Annotated in this window: 16 protein-coding genes and 1 other annotated feature; all 16 genes read right to left on the bottom strand. The window is 44.2% G+C overall.

Translation table 11 applies throughout. The features are described 5' to 3' along the window. Positions 1-5 precede the first annotated feature (5 nt). Positions 6-839 carry a hypothetical protein gene (locus tag NQ536_RS12625; protein ID WP_022058562.1) on the bottom strand — a complete coding sequence of 278 codons (834 nt, stop codon included), beginning with the start codon at positions 837-839 and terminating at the stop codon, positions 6-8. Positions 840-984: 145 nt separating this feature from the next. Beyond that, positions 985-2,106, bottom strand: a complete 1,122-nt coding sequence (locus tag NQ536_RS12630; protein ID WP_004850712.1) for a hypothetical protein — start codon at positions 2,104-2,106, stop codon at positions 985-987. Then, positions 2,093-2,821 carry an XRE family transcriptional regulator gene (locus tag NQ536_RS12635; RefSeq protein WP_004850714.1) on the bottom strand — a complete coding sequence of 243 codons (729 nt, stop codon included), beginning with the start codon at positions 2,819-2,821 and terminating at the stop codon, positions 2,093-2,095. The genes NQ536_RS12630 and NQ536_RS12635 overlap by 14 nt, the downstream gene beginning before the upstream one ends. Beyond that, on the bottom strand, positions 2,809-3,198 hold the full coding sequence (locus NQ536_RS12640) for a hypothetical protein (protein WP_259805365.1): 390 nt from the start codon (positions 3,196-3,198) through the stop codon (positions 2,809-2,811). Before NQ536_RS12640 ends, NQ536_RS12635 begins: the two co-directional genes overlap by 13 nt. After that, positions 3,176-3,355 (bottom strand): hypothetical protein, encoded by a 180-nt coding sequence (locus NQ536_RS12645; protein ID WP_004850717.1) that lies wholly within the window; start codon positions 3,353-3,355, stop codon positions 3,176-3,178. Before NQ536_RS12645 ends, NQ536_RS12640 begins: the two co-directional genes overlap by 23 nt. 85 nt (positions 3,356-3,440) lie before the next feature. After that, positions 3,441-4,715 carry an ATP-binding protein gene (locus NQ536_RS12650; protein ID WP_004850718.1) on the bottom strand — a complete coding sequence of 425 codons (1,275 nt, stop codon included), beginning with the start codon at positions 4,713-4,715 and terminating at the stop codon, positions 3,441-3,443. 546 nt (positions 4,716-5,261) lie between these two features. Continuing rightward, positions 5,262-5,528 (bottom strand): DUF5684 domain-containing protein, encoded by a 267-nt coding sequence (locus tag NQ536_RS12655; RefSeq protein WP_155803817.1) that lies wholly within the window; start codon positions 5,526-5,528, stop codon positions 5,262-5,264. 198 nt (positions 5,529-5,726) lie between these two features. Then, positions 5,727-7,100, bottom strand: a complete 1,374-nt coding sequence (gene rlmD, locus NQ536_RS12660; RefSeq protein ID WP_004850727.1) for a 23S rRNA (uracil(1939)-C(5))-methyltransferase RlmD — start codon at positions 7,098-7,100, stop codon at positions 5,727-5,729. A gap of 129 nt (positions 7,101-7,229) precedes the next feature. Continuing rightward, positions 7,230-7,754, bottom strand: a complete 525-nt coding sequence (locus tag NQ536_RS12665) for a metallophosphoesterase family protein (RefSeq protein WP_004850729.1) — start codon at positions 7,752-7,754, stop codon at positions 7,230-7,232. A 55-nt stretch (positions 7,755-7,809) separates the two neighbouring features. Then, positions 7,810-8,412: an XTP/dITP diphosphatase gene (locus NQ536_RS12670; RefSeq protein ID WP_004850731.1), complete on the bottom strand. Its 603-nt coding sequence runs from the start codon at positions 8,410-8,412 to the stop codon at positions 7,810-7,812. A 16-nt stretch (positions 8,413-8,428) separates the two neighbouring features. After that, positions 8,429-10,123 carry a lectin like domain-containing protein gene (locus tag NQ536_RS12675; RefSeq protein ID WP_004850733.1) on the bottom strand — a complete coding sequence of 565 codons (1,695 nt, stop codon included), beginning with the start codon at positions 10,121-10,123 and terminating at the stop codon, positions 8,429-8,431. Continuing rightward, positions 10,120-11,277 (bottom strand): THUMP domain-containing class I SAM-dependent RNA methyltransferase, encoded by a 1,158-nt coding sequence (locus tag NQ536_RS12680; protein WP_004850735.1) that lies wholly within the window; start codon positions 11,275-11,277, stop codon positions 10,120-10,122. The genes NQ536_RS12675 and NQ536_RS12680 overlap by 4 nt, the downstream gene beginning before the upstream one ends. Before the next feature lie 31 nt (positions 11,278-11,308). Then, positions 11,309-11,617, bottom strand: a complete 309-nt coding sequence (locus NQ536_RS12685; protein ID WP_004850737.1) for a rhodanese-like domain-containing protein — start codon at positions 11,615-11,617, stop codon at positions 11,309-11,311. A gap of 164 nt (positions 11,618-11,781) precedes the next feature. Next, positions 11,782-14,424 carry a valine--tRNA ligase gene (locus NQ536_RS12690; RefSeq protein ID WP_022058567.1) on the bottom strand — a complete coding sequence of 881 codons (2,643 nt, stop codon included), beginning with the start codon at positions 14,422-14,424 and terminating at the stop codon, positions 11,782-11,784. Between the two features lie 125 nt (positions 14,425-14,549). Further along, positions 14,550-14,756, bottom strand: a binding site (T-box leader). A 53-nt stretch (positions 14,757-14,809) separates the two neighbouring features. Next, positions 14,810-15,646, bottom strand: coding sequence for a hypothetical protein (locus NQ536_RS12695; RefSeq protein WP_004850740.1), 837 nt, complete (start codon positions 15,644-15,646; stop codon positions 14,810-14,812). Between the two features lie 39 nt (positions 15,647-15,685). After that, positions 15,686-17,875 carry a DUF5716 family protein gene (locus tag NQ536_RS12700; RefSeq protein WP_004850741.1) on the bottom strand — a complete coding sequence of 730 codons (2,190 nt, stop codon included), beginning with the start codon at positions 17,873-17,875 and terminating at the stop codon, positions 15,686-15,688. Positions 17,876-17,939: the final 64 nt, after the last annotated feature.

A 17,939-nucleotide genomic window follows, 5' to 3' on the forward strand; every position in this document is an offset into this window, starting at 1 on the left:
TTTAGTTACGGAAGCCAGCTTATTCTGACCTCTTTGAGCTGTCCTGTTGTATCGTCAAATTCAAATGTATAGCCGCTGCTTCCCATATAAACCTCAGAATCTACACTGTACTTGACTATCTTGCCATCTACTTCTGCATTCTCGCTGCACTTTTCAAGCAACTGATCCTTGGTGATAGTTGTAGGGAATGAGAAGTTCACCTGCTTTGCACCGTCAAGCATCATCTCACTGATCTCTGCATTCATGCTGGCATCATAATCCGGGTTTGGCACAAAAAGGTGTGAATACCTTACATATGAGAGAACGCAATCCTCCGCCTTCTGCTCACTGTCAGTAAAGTTGCCAAACATAAACTGCATCGTTACGTAGTCATTTATGTCTGCTGTGTATCTGTCAGTTTCGTAATTTTTATTTACATTGTTGCCACTGTTATTGAGTGAATTCTGCTCAAATGGTATACCGCCGTCTATAAGATCCTTCAAGGTGGACTCACCTAAAGTGAATTTCTTTCCATTATATACAAATGACCTATTGTCAAGATCTGCGTAATTCTCGCTGAGTCCCGATGCCAATGTGAAATCCTCATATACAGGCATCGTAAATTCTGTGGATTCCTCACTGTCATCACTGTAATCGGTTTCATCTGCATATGAACCATCAGATTCAGTATCACCTATATCCTCAGCCTCAGATTCCTTCTCCGTTGCCATTTCCATTTCGGTTACCTGCTCTGTTGACTCCGTCTCTCTGGTGGATTTACCATCATTTCCACATCCCACTATAGAAATTCCCATCACCACCGTGATAAGTCCTGCGATCAGCATTTTCTTGTTCCTCATATAATAATCCTCCTTAAAACCTAGTGGCTTTATTATTAAGAATGTCACTATATTTTATCAAGCCGTAATCGGTTGCAACGGGGCAACTATGGGTAGCAAACCGAAATCATAGGTGTTTTCGTCACTTTTTTGTAATCTATAGTGTTTATTTCTCCGTAATGTTCATGAAACTATAATAAGTGCCTCTGTCCATGGCATCCGGATTATCATCGGCAAATCCGCTGACTGTATATATGTTCCCATCCTTCAGATCAGCATATGCATTAAAATAGTATGTGATATTTTTCTTGCCGTCCTTTATATATAAGGTTGAATATGTGTAGTAATAAAATGTCACACCATTTACCTCACACTGACCTTCCTCTGTCACCTTTGATATTCCGGCCCTTGTCTTTCTATCTGCCATATCAGATGCTGTCATCCAGCTATACGGTACGATCGATGTCACGACCGTGATCTTATCACTGTCTGAATAGTATGTCTTACCTGACAAACCCTCATTCTGAAGGCTGTAATTTTCAGGGATTTCATATGACACGGTAGTATCTCCATTCACGACACTGTCCACTACTCCCGTCTCCATAGCATCGTCCTCCTGCCAGTATGCGCCTGTCATATCATTTGTCTCATCTGTGGGAACGGCCCCCACAACAATGGCCACAGCTTCATCGGAAGCCTTCTCATATACCTCGGCTCTCTCCGCCCCGCTCAGCGCATCTATATCTATCTCATCAAATCTTATCGAAGTAAAGAAACGCTGACCTTCCCCGGCATCACATATAAGCTGATAGAAATATGATCTATCGAACTTCGCACCTCGTTCATTTGCAAGACTTGCTATGTATCTGATATATTCCTTCCCCTGTATCTCGAACTTCTCAGGCTCCAGCTCCATCACATAACCTGCGTCCTCAATATTTTTCTTGCGCTGCTCTCTGTTGTCCCAGAAGTCCGCAATCGTCTTATCCTCCACATCGATCTGTATCAGATAATCATCACAGCTTCTTATGTTAAGGCAGCCACTGTCATGTATGATCGCCAGTCCTACCGGCTTCACAGAGAAGGCATATCCCTTGAACACTATATGCCATGGCTCTGTCTTATCGTCAACTATTTTATTTCCATCCTGTTCAGTTTCACTTTTTTCTTCCGTCTTCTGCGCACTGTTCAGATCAATAACGCCCATAAACTCAAGAGCGACAAATGCAGCTCCCCCCAGTATGCATGCTATTACGATCGCGCAGACAATTTTTTTACATTTTTTCATCGGCTGTCTTATCCTCAAGTATGATCTGAAGTGTATCTTCTTTCTTCATCCTTCTTATCTCAAGCCCAATGAGGATCAGAAGAATAATAAACACCAGCACGACAAATGCTGCGGCAATTATGGTTGATGTCTTGTAATTCAGAAACAGACCATCACCGTCCGCCCCTGTGTACAACTGTATGTAATCTCCATCCCGTACCCCCGGTACATCAAGCCACACAGTATCCATGATCTTTCGGCCATTGTCATCAAAATATGCCAGATCAGCTTTTGTATACTGCTGATACACCTTCTCCACGCGCACATTTCCGTTCTTATCTGAATGGCTGGTCCACTCGTTCCTCACAAACAGCACCGCCACCACAATTACACAGAAAACGCATATGGCCGCCATCACGCAAAATAATATTTTCAATCTGGCAAGCCTGCCTTTTCCCCTGAGATTCTTCAGATGGACAGCATTATTCGCTGAAGTCCCATCCCTGGACACCTCTTCCGGCGTCTCCGACTCCTCACCCTTTCCATATACAAGTTCTCCAACCTGTACATCCAGAATCTCACATATACACACAAGCCTGTCCAGATCAGGATACGCCTTATCCCTCTCCCACTTGGACACAGCCTGTCTGCTGACTCCCATCTTTTCCGCAAATTCCTCCTGATTCAGCCCGGCTTTCTTCCGGTACTCCTGAATCCTGGATCCTATAAGCAGCATTTGTTTTTCTCCTTTTCCCGAATATTCGGATTGACATTCATATTGTTAATAAGTTCTTTTAGAGAATTGGCAATTGGCTTATCTTCCACTTCTCCATCTACATCCATATTTTCCAAAAAAATGTTATGACTACTCACTTCATAGAGGACGTATCCGCCAGAATAACCAAGCCATCCTATAGGAATAAATTTTTTAATATCGCCTATCTCTTCCCAATCTTTAGCCATTGAAATCAAACTATTTTCATAGAATAATATCTCATCACTAGAATCTCCTTCCTTTTTCAAAACGGAAAATAATACAATAGATTCTTTAGTATTACAATATCCTCTAATACAAGGATGCCAAAACAGATTAATATCCATATTTTTCTTCAAACACAGACAGATCTGTTTCATCTTTCCTCTTAACAAGAAATGCACCCTCATCAATTTCTTTTTTAATATCATCACAAATAGTACTAAAATCTTCATTTGAATAATAATTAGGATATTGCTTCGTTTTTTCAAAATAATTTTGAATAGCTCCTCTCATGTCTACATACCTCAATTTAATAAATTTTGTGATAATTCTTGTAGAATATTTCTTGCATTCATGGCACAGTAAAAGGTGTCAGGTGTTACAGATCCGCCATAAGAAGCCATTTCCAGATTGGTATGACCTCTATATCTATACCATCATATTCAAGATTTGTCTCTTCACTGTTGGTGATAAGGATGCATTTGGAATCAGGAATAAAATTGTTTAATTTGGCAAATGCACGGGTTTCGCGTTCTTTTGTGTCTATATCATCTAAAACTTGCAGGCTTACCTGTATGGCAAGGCGTTCAGAAGGTATATAGAAGTCTATTTCTACATTGTTTTCAAAGAAAAAAACATTTTCTACGCCATAGCGTCTGATAAGTTCAATCGCAACAAGGTTCTCCAATTGGGCCGATTTTGAATCCAGCAGCATAAGACCAAGAAGACCTGTGTCCATAAAATAGTATTTTGGCGATGTCTCTTTATCAACAAGCTTGGCTGCATAATTTTGCAGGGTAAAGAGAAGATAAGAGTCGGTCATGTAGCCAACGTAGTTTATGACTGTCTGCTTTCCTATGGCCATGCCGGTGCTCTTTAATATGTTTGTCAATCTGCTGAAAGACAGAGGTTTGGTAACTGATTCGGCTATTTTTTTGAGTATCAGTTTTATGGCAAAATCATTGGATATCTTATTTCTCGTTATTATATCCCCAAGATAGATAGTTTGATAAATGCTACTAAGAAATGCGCGTTTGTTCTTTATATCAACCAATTCGGGAAAAGCACCAAAGGTGACATATTCGTTGTACAGACTTAATACATCGGCTCTATCCTGGGTGCTGATCACATCAAGATAGTTTTTTTCTCTGTGATTGGCGGTAAGATATTCTGTAAATGAATATGGATAAACATTCATGATGATAAATCTTCCGCCGAGAGTAGAAGCAATTTCGCTGCTGAGCATTTTGCAGTTGCTTCCTGTGATGTTGATTCGGTATTTCATATCAGCTATCCGACGCACAAATTTTTCCCAACCGTTTATGTTTGGGATTTCATCAAGAAACAAATACGGCTTGTTAGCTGAGCCAGACATTTCAAGACCTATTTCTAAGATAGTATTTAGATCTGTAACCTTAATTTCTAAAAGACGCTCATCTTCAAAATTTACGTATACTATCTGTGAAAGGGGGACACCTTTTGATTCAAGTTGTTTTATCTGTTGGTACATCAAATATGATTTACCAGTTCTTCTGATCCCAACAAAGCAATAATTAACATTTTCTTCCAAAAGGTATTGTCTGGTTATAATGGTATTGTTAAGATAGGTCTCTTTCTGATCTATCATTATCTGTTTTAAGGTGTCTCTATTCATGGCACAGTCCTCCCTTATCTAGAACAATCGTATAACATTTTTGTCTTATATGCAAGACAAAAATACGATAAAATTGTTTCCTATTAAAGATAGTATATACTGTTGAGAGGGAAATATTATAAAAAGCATACCCACAATGTTAAACCATACCGATAGTGTCAAATGAGCTACGAAAAGATTCCTTCCTTCTATTTATTTGAATTTACTTTGCAAGTGCCGCATCGACTTCATCTGCAGAATATACCGTTCGTGCCTTGATGGAATCAACACCCTTCTGGAATTCTGCATCAAACAGGCAGTGGAGGCCTTTGGGGAATTAAAACAGGACATGCTTCCATTACTACATCCTCCGCCCATGTCATTATCATTTTGTCCGTATTATAAACATCTGATTCTCTTTAGTCATTTTGATTTTGTCATGTTGTATCATTTTTTTAATAATATTTATAAAATTAAGTAACATATACTATGTGTACAAAAAATCCGGCAGGTAAACTACTTGTTCACCTGCCGGATTTTTGACGTTATACTATATTCATTATTTTATTAACTTGTCATATCAGAATAATAACAATCTCCAAGACCTAAAACACCTATAAAAATCGGGTTTAACACCAGGAAACCTATCAGGAACATCAAACCATAGCCAAAGCTCTGGCACAGTTTGAAGTATAAATACAAAGTAAATATAGTTCCAACTATCGGAATAAATGTAAGAATACACATCCATCCTTTGTGTGCCCCGATCAAATATTCACACATTAAGTAAACATCGTACACGGGAATAAATGCCTTCCAGCCTTCTATTCCCATTTTTTCAAAGATCTTATACCAGCATATACAACTGAAAATTATAAGTATGATTGATAAAGATATGATGATAAAACCTGAACTGTCCCCGTACGCCATAATAAAATTCCCCCTATGTACTTATTTAGTCTTTCTCCCTTAGACGTATAAACACAGTTTATGCGACGTCAATATAAAAGTCAATAAGTTATCATTGAAACACTATATCCTCTGCATTTTCACGATTGTCTCCACATGAACAGTCCCCGGAAACTGATCGACAGCGCAGGCCTTAGTCACATAATATCCATTCTCCTGAAGTGTCACCAAATCCCTTGCAAGCGAAGTCGGTTTGCAGCTAATGTACACAAGTTCATTCACTCCATAGTTGATGATCTTCGTAAGAGCCTTCGGATTGATTCCATCCCTTGGTGGATCAAGGACTATGAAGTCCGGCTTTTCTTCGATCTCATCTATGACCTTAAGGACATCCCCTGCGATGAACTCGCAATTATCAAGACCATTGAGTTTAGCATTTACACGAGCTGCCGCAACGGCCTCCTCCACGATCTCCACTCCTATCACCTTCTTTGCAACAGGTGCAAGAAGCTGGGCTATGGTTCCGGTTCCACTGTAGAGATCGAATATGACTGCATCCTTTGTGTCACCCACATAGGAACGCGCCTTGTCGTAGAGTCTCTCCGCACTCTTGGTATTTGTCTGGAAGAATGAGAACGGCGATATCTTGAACTGAAGCCCAAGGACCGTCTCATATATATACTCTGTTCCGTAGAGCAGATTTGTCCTGTCACTTATGACCGCATCTGCCATGGAGTCATTTTCTGTGTGGAGGATTCCCGCGATCTTTCCCTCAAGAGGCAGATCAAGAAGTCCTCTCACAAATGCATCGAGGTCAAGGGCATCAAGATTCTGTGTCGATGTCACGAGATTTACAAGCAGATCACCATTTGTGGCAGAGCGTCTGATCACCAAATGTCGGAGCAATCCTGTGTGCTGCATCTTTTTATAATAAGGAAGTCCTGCTGCCCTGCAGAATTCCACTGTATATTTCACGATCTTGTTCAGATCGTCATTTACTATATAACAGTCGTCCATCTGGACTATGTCGTATGTGCTGTTCTTCTTGTGTAGTCCAAGCGCCAGCGGGCCATCCTTGTACTCGTCGCCAAATGAGAATTCCATCTTATTTCTGTAGCCCTGAGTTACCGGTGACGCAAGTATCCCCTGCCACTCATAAGGATGCGTCTCACCATCGATAACGCCATCCAGAAGTCCCTTCACCAGTTCCTCTTTCACCTTCAGCTGATTATCATAGCTGAGTGTCTGGTAACTACATCCACCGCACACACCAAAATGAGAACAAACCGGTGATGAATCCTCAAGCTCCGATTTCTCCAGAACCTCAAGGAGCCTTCCGTCTGCCTTGCCCTTCTTTAGCTTTGTGATGCGGCACGAAACCTTTTGCCCCTTTATCGCACCCTTGACGGTCACCTTCCTGTCGTCCATATGAAAACTTCCTTTGTTCGGGAACTCATATGTATCTATCACACCTTCAACTATATCATGTTTCTTCATATCATTTTACCTGCCATTTTAATCTCTCAAATATGCCCTACTCCCAAATGTTCTCCCAGAAACTCTTTCTCTTCTTCTCCTCCGGTATGGAACATCAGCCATTTAAAGCTGCCTTCGGCAGGGCTGATGCTACATGTCAAATTTTCTTCGAAAACTTGACACATTCGACTCCAGCCTTGGCAGCTCATTCTCCGCAAAGAAAGGCGTTCCGTGCTGGTCAAAATCCAGCAGCATGTATGTTCCTACTCTGTTATCCCTCGGCAGTGCCAGACTTCCCGGATTCACGATATATGAATTCTTATAAGTCGTCAGATCCCGCCTATGGGTATGTCCATACATCACGAAGTCATATCCCTCCAGATCTATGAGTTCCTCCAGGTATGCTGTTCCGCTGTTCACTCCATACCTGTGTCCATGGGTTATAAATGCTCTCTTGTCTCCAATATTGAACTCATCATATATCGGGAGTTCTGCATTGTAGTCGCAGTTTCCCCTCACCATGTGGATCTCGCAATTAAACAGATCATATATGAGTTCTTCATCGCCTTCAACATCTCCCAGATGTATCAGCATATCCACATCTCCAACTATATCGTATATCTGCTCTATGCAGCTGCTTTTGCCATGGGTATCACTTATTATCAGGACTTTCATCTCTGCCCCCCTTGTTTAAAATCTAACAAACACAGTGATTCGCAATCATCTGCCATCAATTATTCTCTCTATGCTTTCTGATGACGTCCTTCATCAGTCTGAGTGCATTTCCGCGGTGGCTTATCTCGTTCTTCTCCTCCGGGTCAAGCTCCGCCGTGGTCTTGCCCTTTTCAGGCAGGAAGAATATCGGATCATATCCAAATCCATTCTCGCCACGCTCCTCATATCCGATTATTCCCTCAATGGTTCCGCGTGTCGTATACTCACTTCCATCTGGAAATACCGCTGCTATTGCACACACAAATCTTGCGGTTCTCTCAGAATCCGGAACACCTGCCAGCTTGTCTATTATGTACTGGTTCTTTATCCTGTATGATGTGTCCTCGCCGAGGAATCTCGCGCTGTATATACCAGGCGCCTTGTCCATGTAGTCGACCTCCAGGCCTGAATCATCGGCAAGCACCAGACATCCAGTCTCCTTGCTGATCGCCCTTGCCTTGATAAGGGCATTCTCCTCAAATGTCTTTCCATCCTCGACTATATCAACATTGATCCCAGCCTCCTTCATGGACTGTATCTCATAGCCAAGATCCGCAAGTATCATGCGGACCTCCTTCATCTTGCCCTCATTGCCAGTTGCAAATATAAGCTTATCCATATATACGACTCCTTTCCTACTCCACTGTTCTCGTAAATGCCTTCAGGCACACATTACATTTCCTATCCTTCTCCGCGCTGTACCACTGCTTGCCATACAGACTCAGATATCCCTCACCGTCTTTTATGTCGAAACTGTCAGTCAGCGAGTCCGCATCATACTCTATGGCTATCGGATATTTCGTATCCGGCGTAGTTATATGAACCACAACTGCGAATTTCTTTCCATCAGCAAGTTTCTCCGCCTGCTCCAGATCCACAGTATAATAACCTGCATACTCGACTTCGCCTGATGCCACAAGCTTTCGATCAGCCAGACTGTCCTCGTCCTGAAAATCCGTCACAACATAGACTTCATATGTGGTCTTGGCGCCTGTTGCATAGAACGACACCGCAGCGAGTTCCTCATTCTTGCCCGCCTTGTACACATTTGCAAAATATGCCTCTTCATTGTCAAATCCTAACACGCCGACCCAGCCAAGCTTGTCCGCCTGATAAATCTTGTCATAATTGTCCGCCGGCTCCAGCTTCGTGTACACAACGCTTGTCTCGCATATATGTGCATCATAATAGGAAATATAGAAATATCCCTCATCGCCAAAGTCTGTTCCCCAGCTGTTCTTACAGATAAATGCGCCATCCTTCTTCGGCGTTTTGTTGAAGTTGTTCCTGCTGTAATTGTCATCCCAGCCCACTATGACAACATCGTGGTTGATTCCCTCCGTGCCGTCATAATAATATGAGCTGTGGTCTCTGTTGTAATATTCAGAATCGCTGTCGGCGTCCACCATGTCACTGTATATCGCGGTCTCAACTCCGCCCTTCTTATACACAGCTTCCTTGACCGCCTCAAGATCCTTGTCCTCTATTATCTCAGCTTCCTGGAGGTGCTTCACCGCCTTAAGTTTTGAATTGGTCTCGTCATCGCCGTATGGATCATCCTTTTCAAGCACAGGCCCCTTCCACGATGCCAGATAGGCTATACTCATTCTGTACTGTCCGCCCTCAAACTGCTCTATGCCAAATCCGTTGTTCTTCGTCATGTTGTCCACAGAGAACTGAAGATTCTCATCCGGCATGAGCGTTGTCTCAAGAGCTGCCAGAGACGCAAATGCCCAGCACGTGCCAGAATCGCCCTGATCTCTGACCTCTGTGACACGTCCCTCTTTTCTCATATCATACGCTGCAGGAAGTGTTGTATCCTCGCCCTTTTTCTGCAGTGATATCTGACCGGTGGAATAGTTGTACTCACAGGTGTAATCTATGGCATCGCTTATATACTCTATAGGCACATACAACTTGTCATTATTTTTCACCGGCTGCGTCTGCAGCGTTACCTTCTCTTCGTCAAAGCTTGCATCTGCGGAACCAGCCACGATCCTGACCGTATGGTCGTTTCTCTTTATGATGATACCGCCATTTGCATATTCATCGACAGTGCATCCCATCTTGTCCTTCACAGCATCGATCGGCAGCATGACGTGAAGGTCAGAACCTATATATGGAAGGTACTGCTCATCCGGAACATCACTGCCATTTATCTTGAGTTTCAGTCCCTCTAAATTGTAGTTTTCTGCAAGCTTGCCTGACAGAACCTGCGCCGCATGCTGTTCTTCATCGTTCTTTTCAAGTCTTCCAACGGGATTCTGCATTCCATAATACGCCAGTATTCCAATGGCGCATATAAGGACTATATATACCAGCTTTTTCAACTGTCTTCTCTCCTTCTTTTAGGTGGCTTCGGTCCCATAAACTGATAGAAATAGGACTTTATCATGCCGTTGTATATCTTGCGGTTCCTGTCCGCCTTTCTTCCAATATATTTCTCTGCGTCCGCATATGACGTTATGAGGAACATCGACCAGTCATCCAGATTCCTGTAGCTCTCGCCTATAGTTCTGTACAGCTCCGGAAGAGCCTCCTTCTCCTCAAGTCTCTCTCCATACGGCGGATTTGTTATGATGAAACCGTACTTCTTTGGATTTCTGAGGTCCTTCACATCCCTCTGCTGGAAATGTATGTGCTGATCAACCCCTGCTGCCTTCGCATTTTCCATGGCACACTTTACCATGTCTGAGTCAAGATCATATCCCTGAATATTCATCTTTACATCCCGGTCTATCAGATCATTTGCCTCGTCGACCGCGCTGTACCAGATCTTCTTGTCACACACTTTTCCCCACTCTTGGGCAGTGAATTCCCTGTCCATTCCCGGTGCAATATGTGCTCCTATCATGGCAGCCTCTATAGGGAATGTACCACTGCCACAGAAAGGATCTACCAGAACACGGTCCTTGTTCCACGGCGTGAGCATGATGAGCGCCGAAGCCAGTGTCTCCGATATAGGCGCCTTGCCAACAAGCTTTCTGTAGCCTCTCTTGTGAAGTGATACCCCTGAGGTGTCAAGTGCTATGGTTACTATATCCTTAAATATAAACACACGCACAGGATAGCTTGCTCCGTCCTCTGTGAACCAAGATACCCTGTATGTCTTCTTCATCCTCTCAACCATAGCCTTCTTTACTATGGACTGTATATCCGAAGGGCTGAACAGCGCACTCTTGTTTGATGTCGCCTTTGATACCCAGAACTTCGCATCTCTGGTGAGATACTTCTCCCAGGCGATCGCCTTTGTCCCCTCAAAAAGCTCGTCAAATGTGGTGGCTTTGAAGCTGCCACATTTGAGCATTATCCTCTCTGCCGTTCTTATAAATACATTTGCCCTGGCTATTGCGTCCTCATCACCAGCAAATGTTATTCTTCCGTCCTCGACCTGGACTATCTCATATCCAAGATCCTGTATCTCTCTTTTCAGTACAGACTCCAGTCCAAAATGGCATGGAGCAATCAGTTCAACTCTGCTCATCTATCGTCCTTTCCTTATATCAGCTATTCTGTCATCTCTGTCTTGTGAGCGGTCCCTTATACTGTGCAAGACCACCTATCGTGTTGATTACTTTGTAGCCATCCTCACCCATGGCAAGGGCTGCCCTCATACTGCTTATACCGCGCTCACAATATACGATCAGGTACTTACTCTTTGGAAGTGAATAAGCCCCCTCCTCGATCTGTTCCAGCGGTACATTGATCGCCATCGGAATATGCCCGGATGCAAACTCCTCACGGCTTCTGACATCCACTATTATACCACCCCTGGCGACCGCTTCGTGGATAATGTTGCGAATAGGAATACTTGTGAACCCCACTCATTCCACCTCCCTCATACATATAGAAAATCCTTTCTGTTATATGATATGAGGCAGATATATTTGCGGTCACAAACAAATCCGCAAAACCTATACTGCTTTTTCAAGCCAAGAAGTCCCGGCAGGCGCAGCTACCGTCTGTCGGGACCCCATTTACTTATTTATTACTTCTTCAGCTGTGCAAGACGCTCGGCAACCTGCTCAGACATCTCTGTGTACTTTGCAAGCTTTGCCTTCTCCTCCTCGACCTTTGCGGCTGGTGCCTTATCAACGAACTTTGGATTGGCAAGCATTCCGGATGCTCGCTTGATCTCTCCGGCAAGCTTTGCAGCCTCCTTCTCAAGTCTCTCGATCTCCTTGTCTATATCAACAAGCTCCTCAAGAGGAATGTATACAGCAGCGTCGTGGATCAGTGTTGATACAGCGTTCTCATCGATTCCTGTCTTGTCCTCCTGTACATGTACCTCGCTGGCATATCCCAGTGTGGCAAAGAAGCTCTTTGATGACTCGAATATATATCTCACGTCCTCCTTGGCAGATACGACATAAACCTTTGCCTTTCTGCTAGGTGGTACGTTCATTCCTGTACGAAGATTTCTGATGGCACGAACTGCTGCCTTGATCGTGTCAACAGCTGCCTCGTCGGCCTCGAAATTCCACTCATCTGTGTACTCAGGCCATTTGGAGATCATGATCGACTCCTCCTCGTCCTGAATATTACAGAATATCTCCTCTGTGATGAACGGCATGTATGGATGAAGAAGCTTAAGTGCCTGGATAAGTACTGTCTTAAGTGTCCAGAGTGCCGCTGCCTTTGTCTCATCCTCATCATTGTAGAGACGAGGCTTAACCATCTCGATGTACCAGTCACAGAACTCCTCCCAGATGAAGTCGTATACCTTGGATACCGCGATACCAAGCTCGAACTTCTCCATGTTGTCTGTCATCTCTTTTGCAAGAGTGTTGACCTTGGACAGGATCCAACGGTCAGCTATTGTCAGATCAGACAGCTTCACAGCTGAGAAATCTGCCTTCTCCATGTTCATCATGATAAAACGAGTTGCGTTCCAGATCTTATTTGCAAAGTTTCTGGAATTCTCGACTCTCTCCCAGTAGAAACGCATATCGTTTCCAGGGGCATTTCCCGTGATAAGTGTCAGACGAAGAGCATCTGCGCCGTACTTATCAATAACCTCAAGTGGGTCGATACCATTTCCAAGAGACTTACTCATCTTACGTCCCTGGTCGTCTCTTACAAGTCCGTGGATCAGTACGTGCTTGAATGGGCTCTTTCCTGTCTGCTCAAGTGCTGAGAATACCATACGGATTACCCAGAAGAAGATGATATCATATCCTGTTACAAGCACGCTTGTAGGATAGAAATACTCGTACTCAGGTGTCTTGTCTGGCCAGCCAAGTGTTGAGAATGGCCACAGTGCTGATGAGAACCATGTATCAAGTGTGTCCTCATCCTGTGTGAGGTGTGTGCATCCGCACTTTGGACATACTGTAGGTGTCTCACGGCTTACAATGGTCTCGCCACACTCGTCGCAGTACCATGCAGGGATTCTGTGTCCCCACCAGAGCTGTCTTGATATACACCAGTCACGGATGTTCTCAAGCCAGTGGATGTATGTCTTGTCAAACTGCTCAGGCACAAATGAGAGCTCATCAGTCTTGATGATGTCAAGCGCTGCCTGTCCCATCTCCTTCATGCGGACGAACCACTGAGGCTTGATCATCGGCTCTACAGTTGTTTTACATCTGTCGTGTGTTCCTACGTTATGGCTGTGTGGAACGACCTTTACGAGGAGTCCAAGTGCGTCAAGGTCTGCCACCATCTGCTTTCTTGCCTCGTAGCGGTCCATGCCTGCATACTTGCCGCCCAGCTCATTGATGGTTGCATCATCGTTCAGTATATTTATCTCCTCAAGGTTGTGACGCTTTCCAACCTCGAAATCGTTAGGGTCATGGGCAGGTGTGATCTTTACACAGCCTGTTCCGAACTCCTTGTCAACATATGGATCTGCGATAACCGGGATCTGTCTGTCTGTAAGTGGCAGCTCCAGCATCTTTCCAACTATATCTGTGTATCTCTCATCATCAGGATTTACAGCAACGGCTGTATCTCCGAGAAGTGTCTCAGGTCTTGTGGTTGCTATCTCAACAAATCTTCCAGGCTCCCCAACTACAGGATAGTTGATGTGCCAGAAATATCCGTCCTGCTCCTCATGGATAACCTCTGCATCCGATATGGAAGTCTTACACACTGGACACCAGTTGATGATCCTTGAGCCCTTGTAGATGTAGCCCTTATCGTACAGTCTTACAAAAACTTCCTTTACAGCTCTAGAACAGCCCTCGTCCATGGTGAATCTCTCTCTATCCCAGTCAGCAGATGAACCCATCTTCTTGAGCTGGCTCACGATACGGTTGCCGTACTCCTCCTTCCATGCCCATGCATGCTTGAGGAACTCCTCACGGCCGATCTCTTTCTTATCTATTCCCTGCTCCTTCAGCTTCTCTGTAACCTTGACCTCGGTTGCGATGGCTGCGTGGTCTGTGCCAGGCTGCCACAGTGCAGAGTAGCCCTGCATTCTCTTGAATCTGATAAGTATATCCTGCATGGTATTGTCCAGGGCATGTCCCATGTGGAGCTGTCCTGTTACATTTGGAGGCGGCATTACTATCGTAAATGGCTTCTTGCTCCTGTCAACCTCTGCATGGAAATACTTCTTTTCCTCCCACTTTCTGTAGAGTCTGTCCTCTATCTGGGAAGGATCATATGTCTTCTCTAACTCTTTCATCTCATTCTTCCTTTCTATTGTTTCTGATTTCTTACTGTTTGATAAATCCGGACCGGACTTTTTATGCCGGAGCTTTCTTATTCCCCATGCACTGCACAAAAAAACCCGCTCTTCGGACATCCAGCCTGAAGGGCGAGTATATATCGCGTTACCACCTTGTTTTGTATCTCATCTTATCCTATAACGGGAACGCCCCGGCATGACCTACTATACTTTCAGCCACGCAGCTCAGAAGCTACCTTCGCACATCTCTGTCGGGAACGGTCTCACAGCCCAGGAACCATTCTCTCTGTCCGACTCCACATGCTACTCCTCTTCGTCACAGCATTTGCATATATTTATTTTGAATAGTACAACATAGGCTGGTGCTGCGTCAAGCACAAAGTCAACCTATCTGGTTTCTGAATTGATCCTTCAATGTGCTCAGCAGGGAATCCATTCTCCTGTCATAATCCTCAATATCCCCATGCATTCTGTTGTACACAGCTTTCTGAACCTTGTTGTATATGGACATCTCATGCACATCCTCCTTGGAATCAGCGATCTCACTCATGAGATCGTCAAGAAATCCCGCTGGCATTCCGCGCTTTCTTATCTCCCTCTGCAGTGTGGCAGTGTCCACAGTTACCGCCATGACGCAGAAATATTCTATGAGGGATTCGTTGTTTTTATTCAGCGAAAATGCTCTGATAAAGCACGCTTTCGCCTCCTCTAGCTGGAGATTTCCAGCCAGGGCAACGCCCTTATTGTGATATATATTTCCAAGGAATTCGTCATATTCATCATGACTTTCCTTGTACTCTATGATCTCATCATATATGGCATCAGCTTTGATGTAATGCTTATACATCATGTAACTGTCTGCTCTCCTCTTATCCAATTCATAAGGCTTCAGAGTCCGTATACGCTTGCACTCTCCGAGGAATTCCTTTATATCCTCCGTGCCATAGAATTCGCCAAATGTCAGGATCTCCACCATGACATCCTGAATATATGCATTTTTCTGATTGAGCGCATCCACCTTGTCCGCCAGATCGTACATCTCGATCTCATCTCTGAGCCATGCTGTGAGTCTGTCAGTCAGATCATCCTTTCCGACCAGAACCATATTGTTGAATATGTAGTAACACAATTCCTCATATGTGTATACACTCATCTTGGTATTCAGAAATGTATACGGATTGTCTGCTGTTTTCGTCTTACAAATAATTATTCCACTCATCTGTGTATCACCTTTTATCTATATCAGCTGTCATACAGTTTACTCACCGGGATCAAAATGCTGTCCCCTGAGATATGCAGGTATTGTAAACCTGCTCTGCTCCGGTTCGTCTTCGTCAGAATCCAGATAATCTTCGTCATCATCATCATGAATCTTCATTCCATAGACATCTATGTCTTCATCCTCTGTCTCATCGGATTCTGCCACATCTCCAACATCTTCCTTGACATCACCCGCATTGTAGACGTACGCCGATGCAGGCTCTGTCTCCGTGATATCTTCATCTACCAGTTCAGACTCCACTGCTTCGTCTTTTTCCTTGGCGCGCTCTGTCTCCTGCTCATCACCGTCTGCTGCTTCGTCCTCTAACTTCATCTCATCGCTGTCCGCTGCTTCGCTCTCAGATTCCTGCTCGTCGATGTCTGCTGCGTCTCTCTCAGATTCCTGCTCATCGATGCCTGCTGCTTCTCTCTCAGATTCCTGCTCACCGATGCCTGCTGCTTCGCTCTCAGATTCCTGCTCATCGATGCCTGCTGCTTCGCTCTCAGATTCCTGCTCATCGATGCCTGCCGTTTCTCCAACTGGTGCCGACATATCACTGTCAGTCACTTCAGCCTCTGTATCTGCTATATCAACATCCACCTCTTCGCCCTCAGGCTCCGGTGATGCTGTGCCATAATACACAACATCCTCTGTATTGTCACTATCATTCTCTGCCCTGTATCTTAGGTCATCCAGATCCATGTGTATCTCATGCTTCAGCGCATCCTGTGCGGCAAGCTCCTCCGCCTGTATCCTCTCCTGTCTTTCTCTCTCAGCCTCGGCATCCCTGTCCACAGGATCCTCACCGATCAGCTCCTCAGTGTCTCCCTCTGCAGCCTTGATCCGCTCATGTTCTATCTTCTTTGCGTGTTTCTTCTTTATCTCAGATATATCAAATTCTTTTCTGTATATCTTATTTGTAGTAGGATACAGATTGCCAAATCCCATATCCCTTATGACTATCGCACCCTTATCAGCGCCATAGTACTCAACCTCAATTGATAACTTCGTAGTCTTTGGAGGTCTCGCCGGAAGACCGTATATCTCTATAGTCTCGATATACTCCTCCTCGGTAAGTATATCCTGATAAACTATCTGTATTCTCCGTGTGTCATCAAGAAACACCACCACTCTGCCTCTTGTGTTAAACCACTCAAGACCTCCATACACAATAGGCCAGAATGTGTTCTTCTCATCCATGAGATTGATGCCGATATTTGTCTTGACCGTCTGCTCCGTATCAATGAAATACCGGCTAAGTGATTCCGTATACACTCCGCCAAGAGATCTGTAACATGCCCCTTTCGTATATATATTCTGTCCGACAAACACTCTGCGCCCCTGACACAAAACCGTCGCTGACTGTTTCATCCAGTTCTCAGAGAACCCAAGTCCTGTTAAAAATACCGATGATATAAACACCTGCTCTGTACACTCTTTTACAATGTCTGCAAATGTCTCATCCATGTCCTCATGGTATCTTCCAAATCTCCTGAGATTCATTTTGTCGTGATAGTTTATGTGCTGCGTTGTGACTATGAGTGGATATTTTCTCGTCATATCTATTCTGTAGAAATCAAGTCCAGCTCTGCCAAAATCAAACAATCCCACGCTGTTATTTCTGAGTGGTTCAGGCTGTGCAAATATATAACAGAGCCCGCTGTCCAGATGGCTCACTATATTGAACTGGTCATGGCTGAGCCTAAGTGCAGTCTTAAGTCCTCTGACCGCCTGTATTATACGCGGATCAGTGTCCGCCACCGTCACTGTAAGCCTCTTTATAACAAATCCACCAAGGGTATCTGTAAACTGTTTGATGTGAAGCACAAGCATCTTCACCATCAGATCAGAAGCCTTATAACCTCTCCCCTCAACTTCTATATTCTCATTTTTTAAAGTGCTCTCATAGATTCCGTCAACTACAGTTCCTTTGTCCTCAAATCTATAAGCTGAGGCCCTTGCACCGACACACCATCCTGACAAATCTATAAACTTATAACAGTCATTCTGATTATCACCCATTCTCTTATGATACGCACTGTAAAACATGATGTTTGGAAGCATGTAGGTGTCCTTTGCCTCCTCATGATATACAGATTCCGGCTCACGCGTATCTGCATTGTAATAACTTAGCTGTGTATATTCCGGTCCCAGATCGAGACCTAGATACAACTGTGTGTCAGCCATCTAAAGTTCCTCCTTATGAAAATATGGAGCAGGCGCATTTGTGTGCGCTTGCGCGGGCTCCTCC

Origin of the sequence: Coprococcus eutactus, assembly GCF_025149915.1 — a bacterium.
Taxonomy (GTDB): Bacteria; Bacillota; Clostridia; order Lachnospirales; family Lachnospiraceae; genus Coprococcus; species Coprococcus eutactus.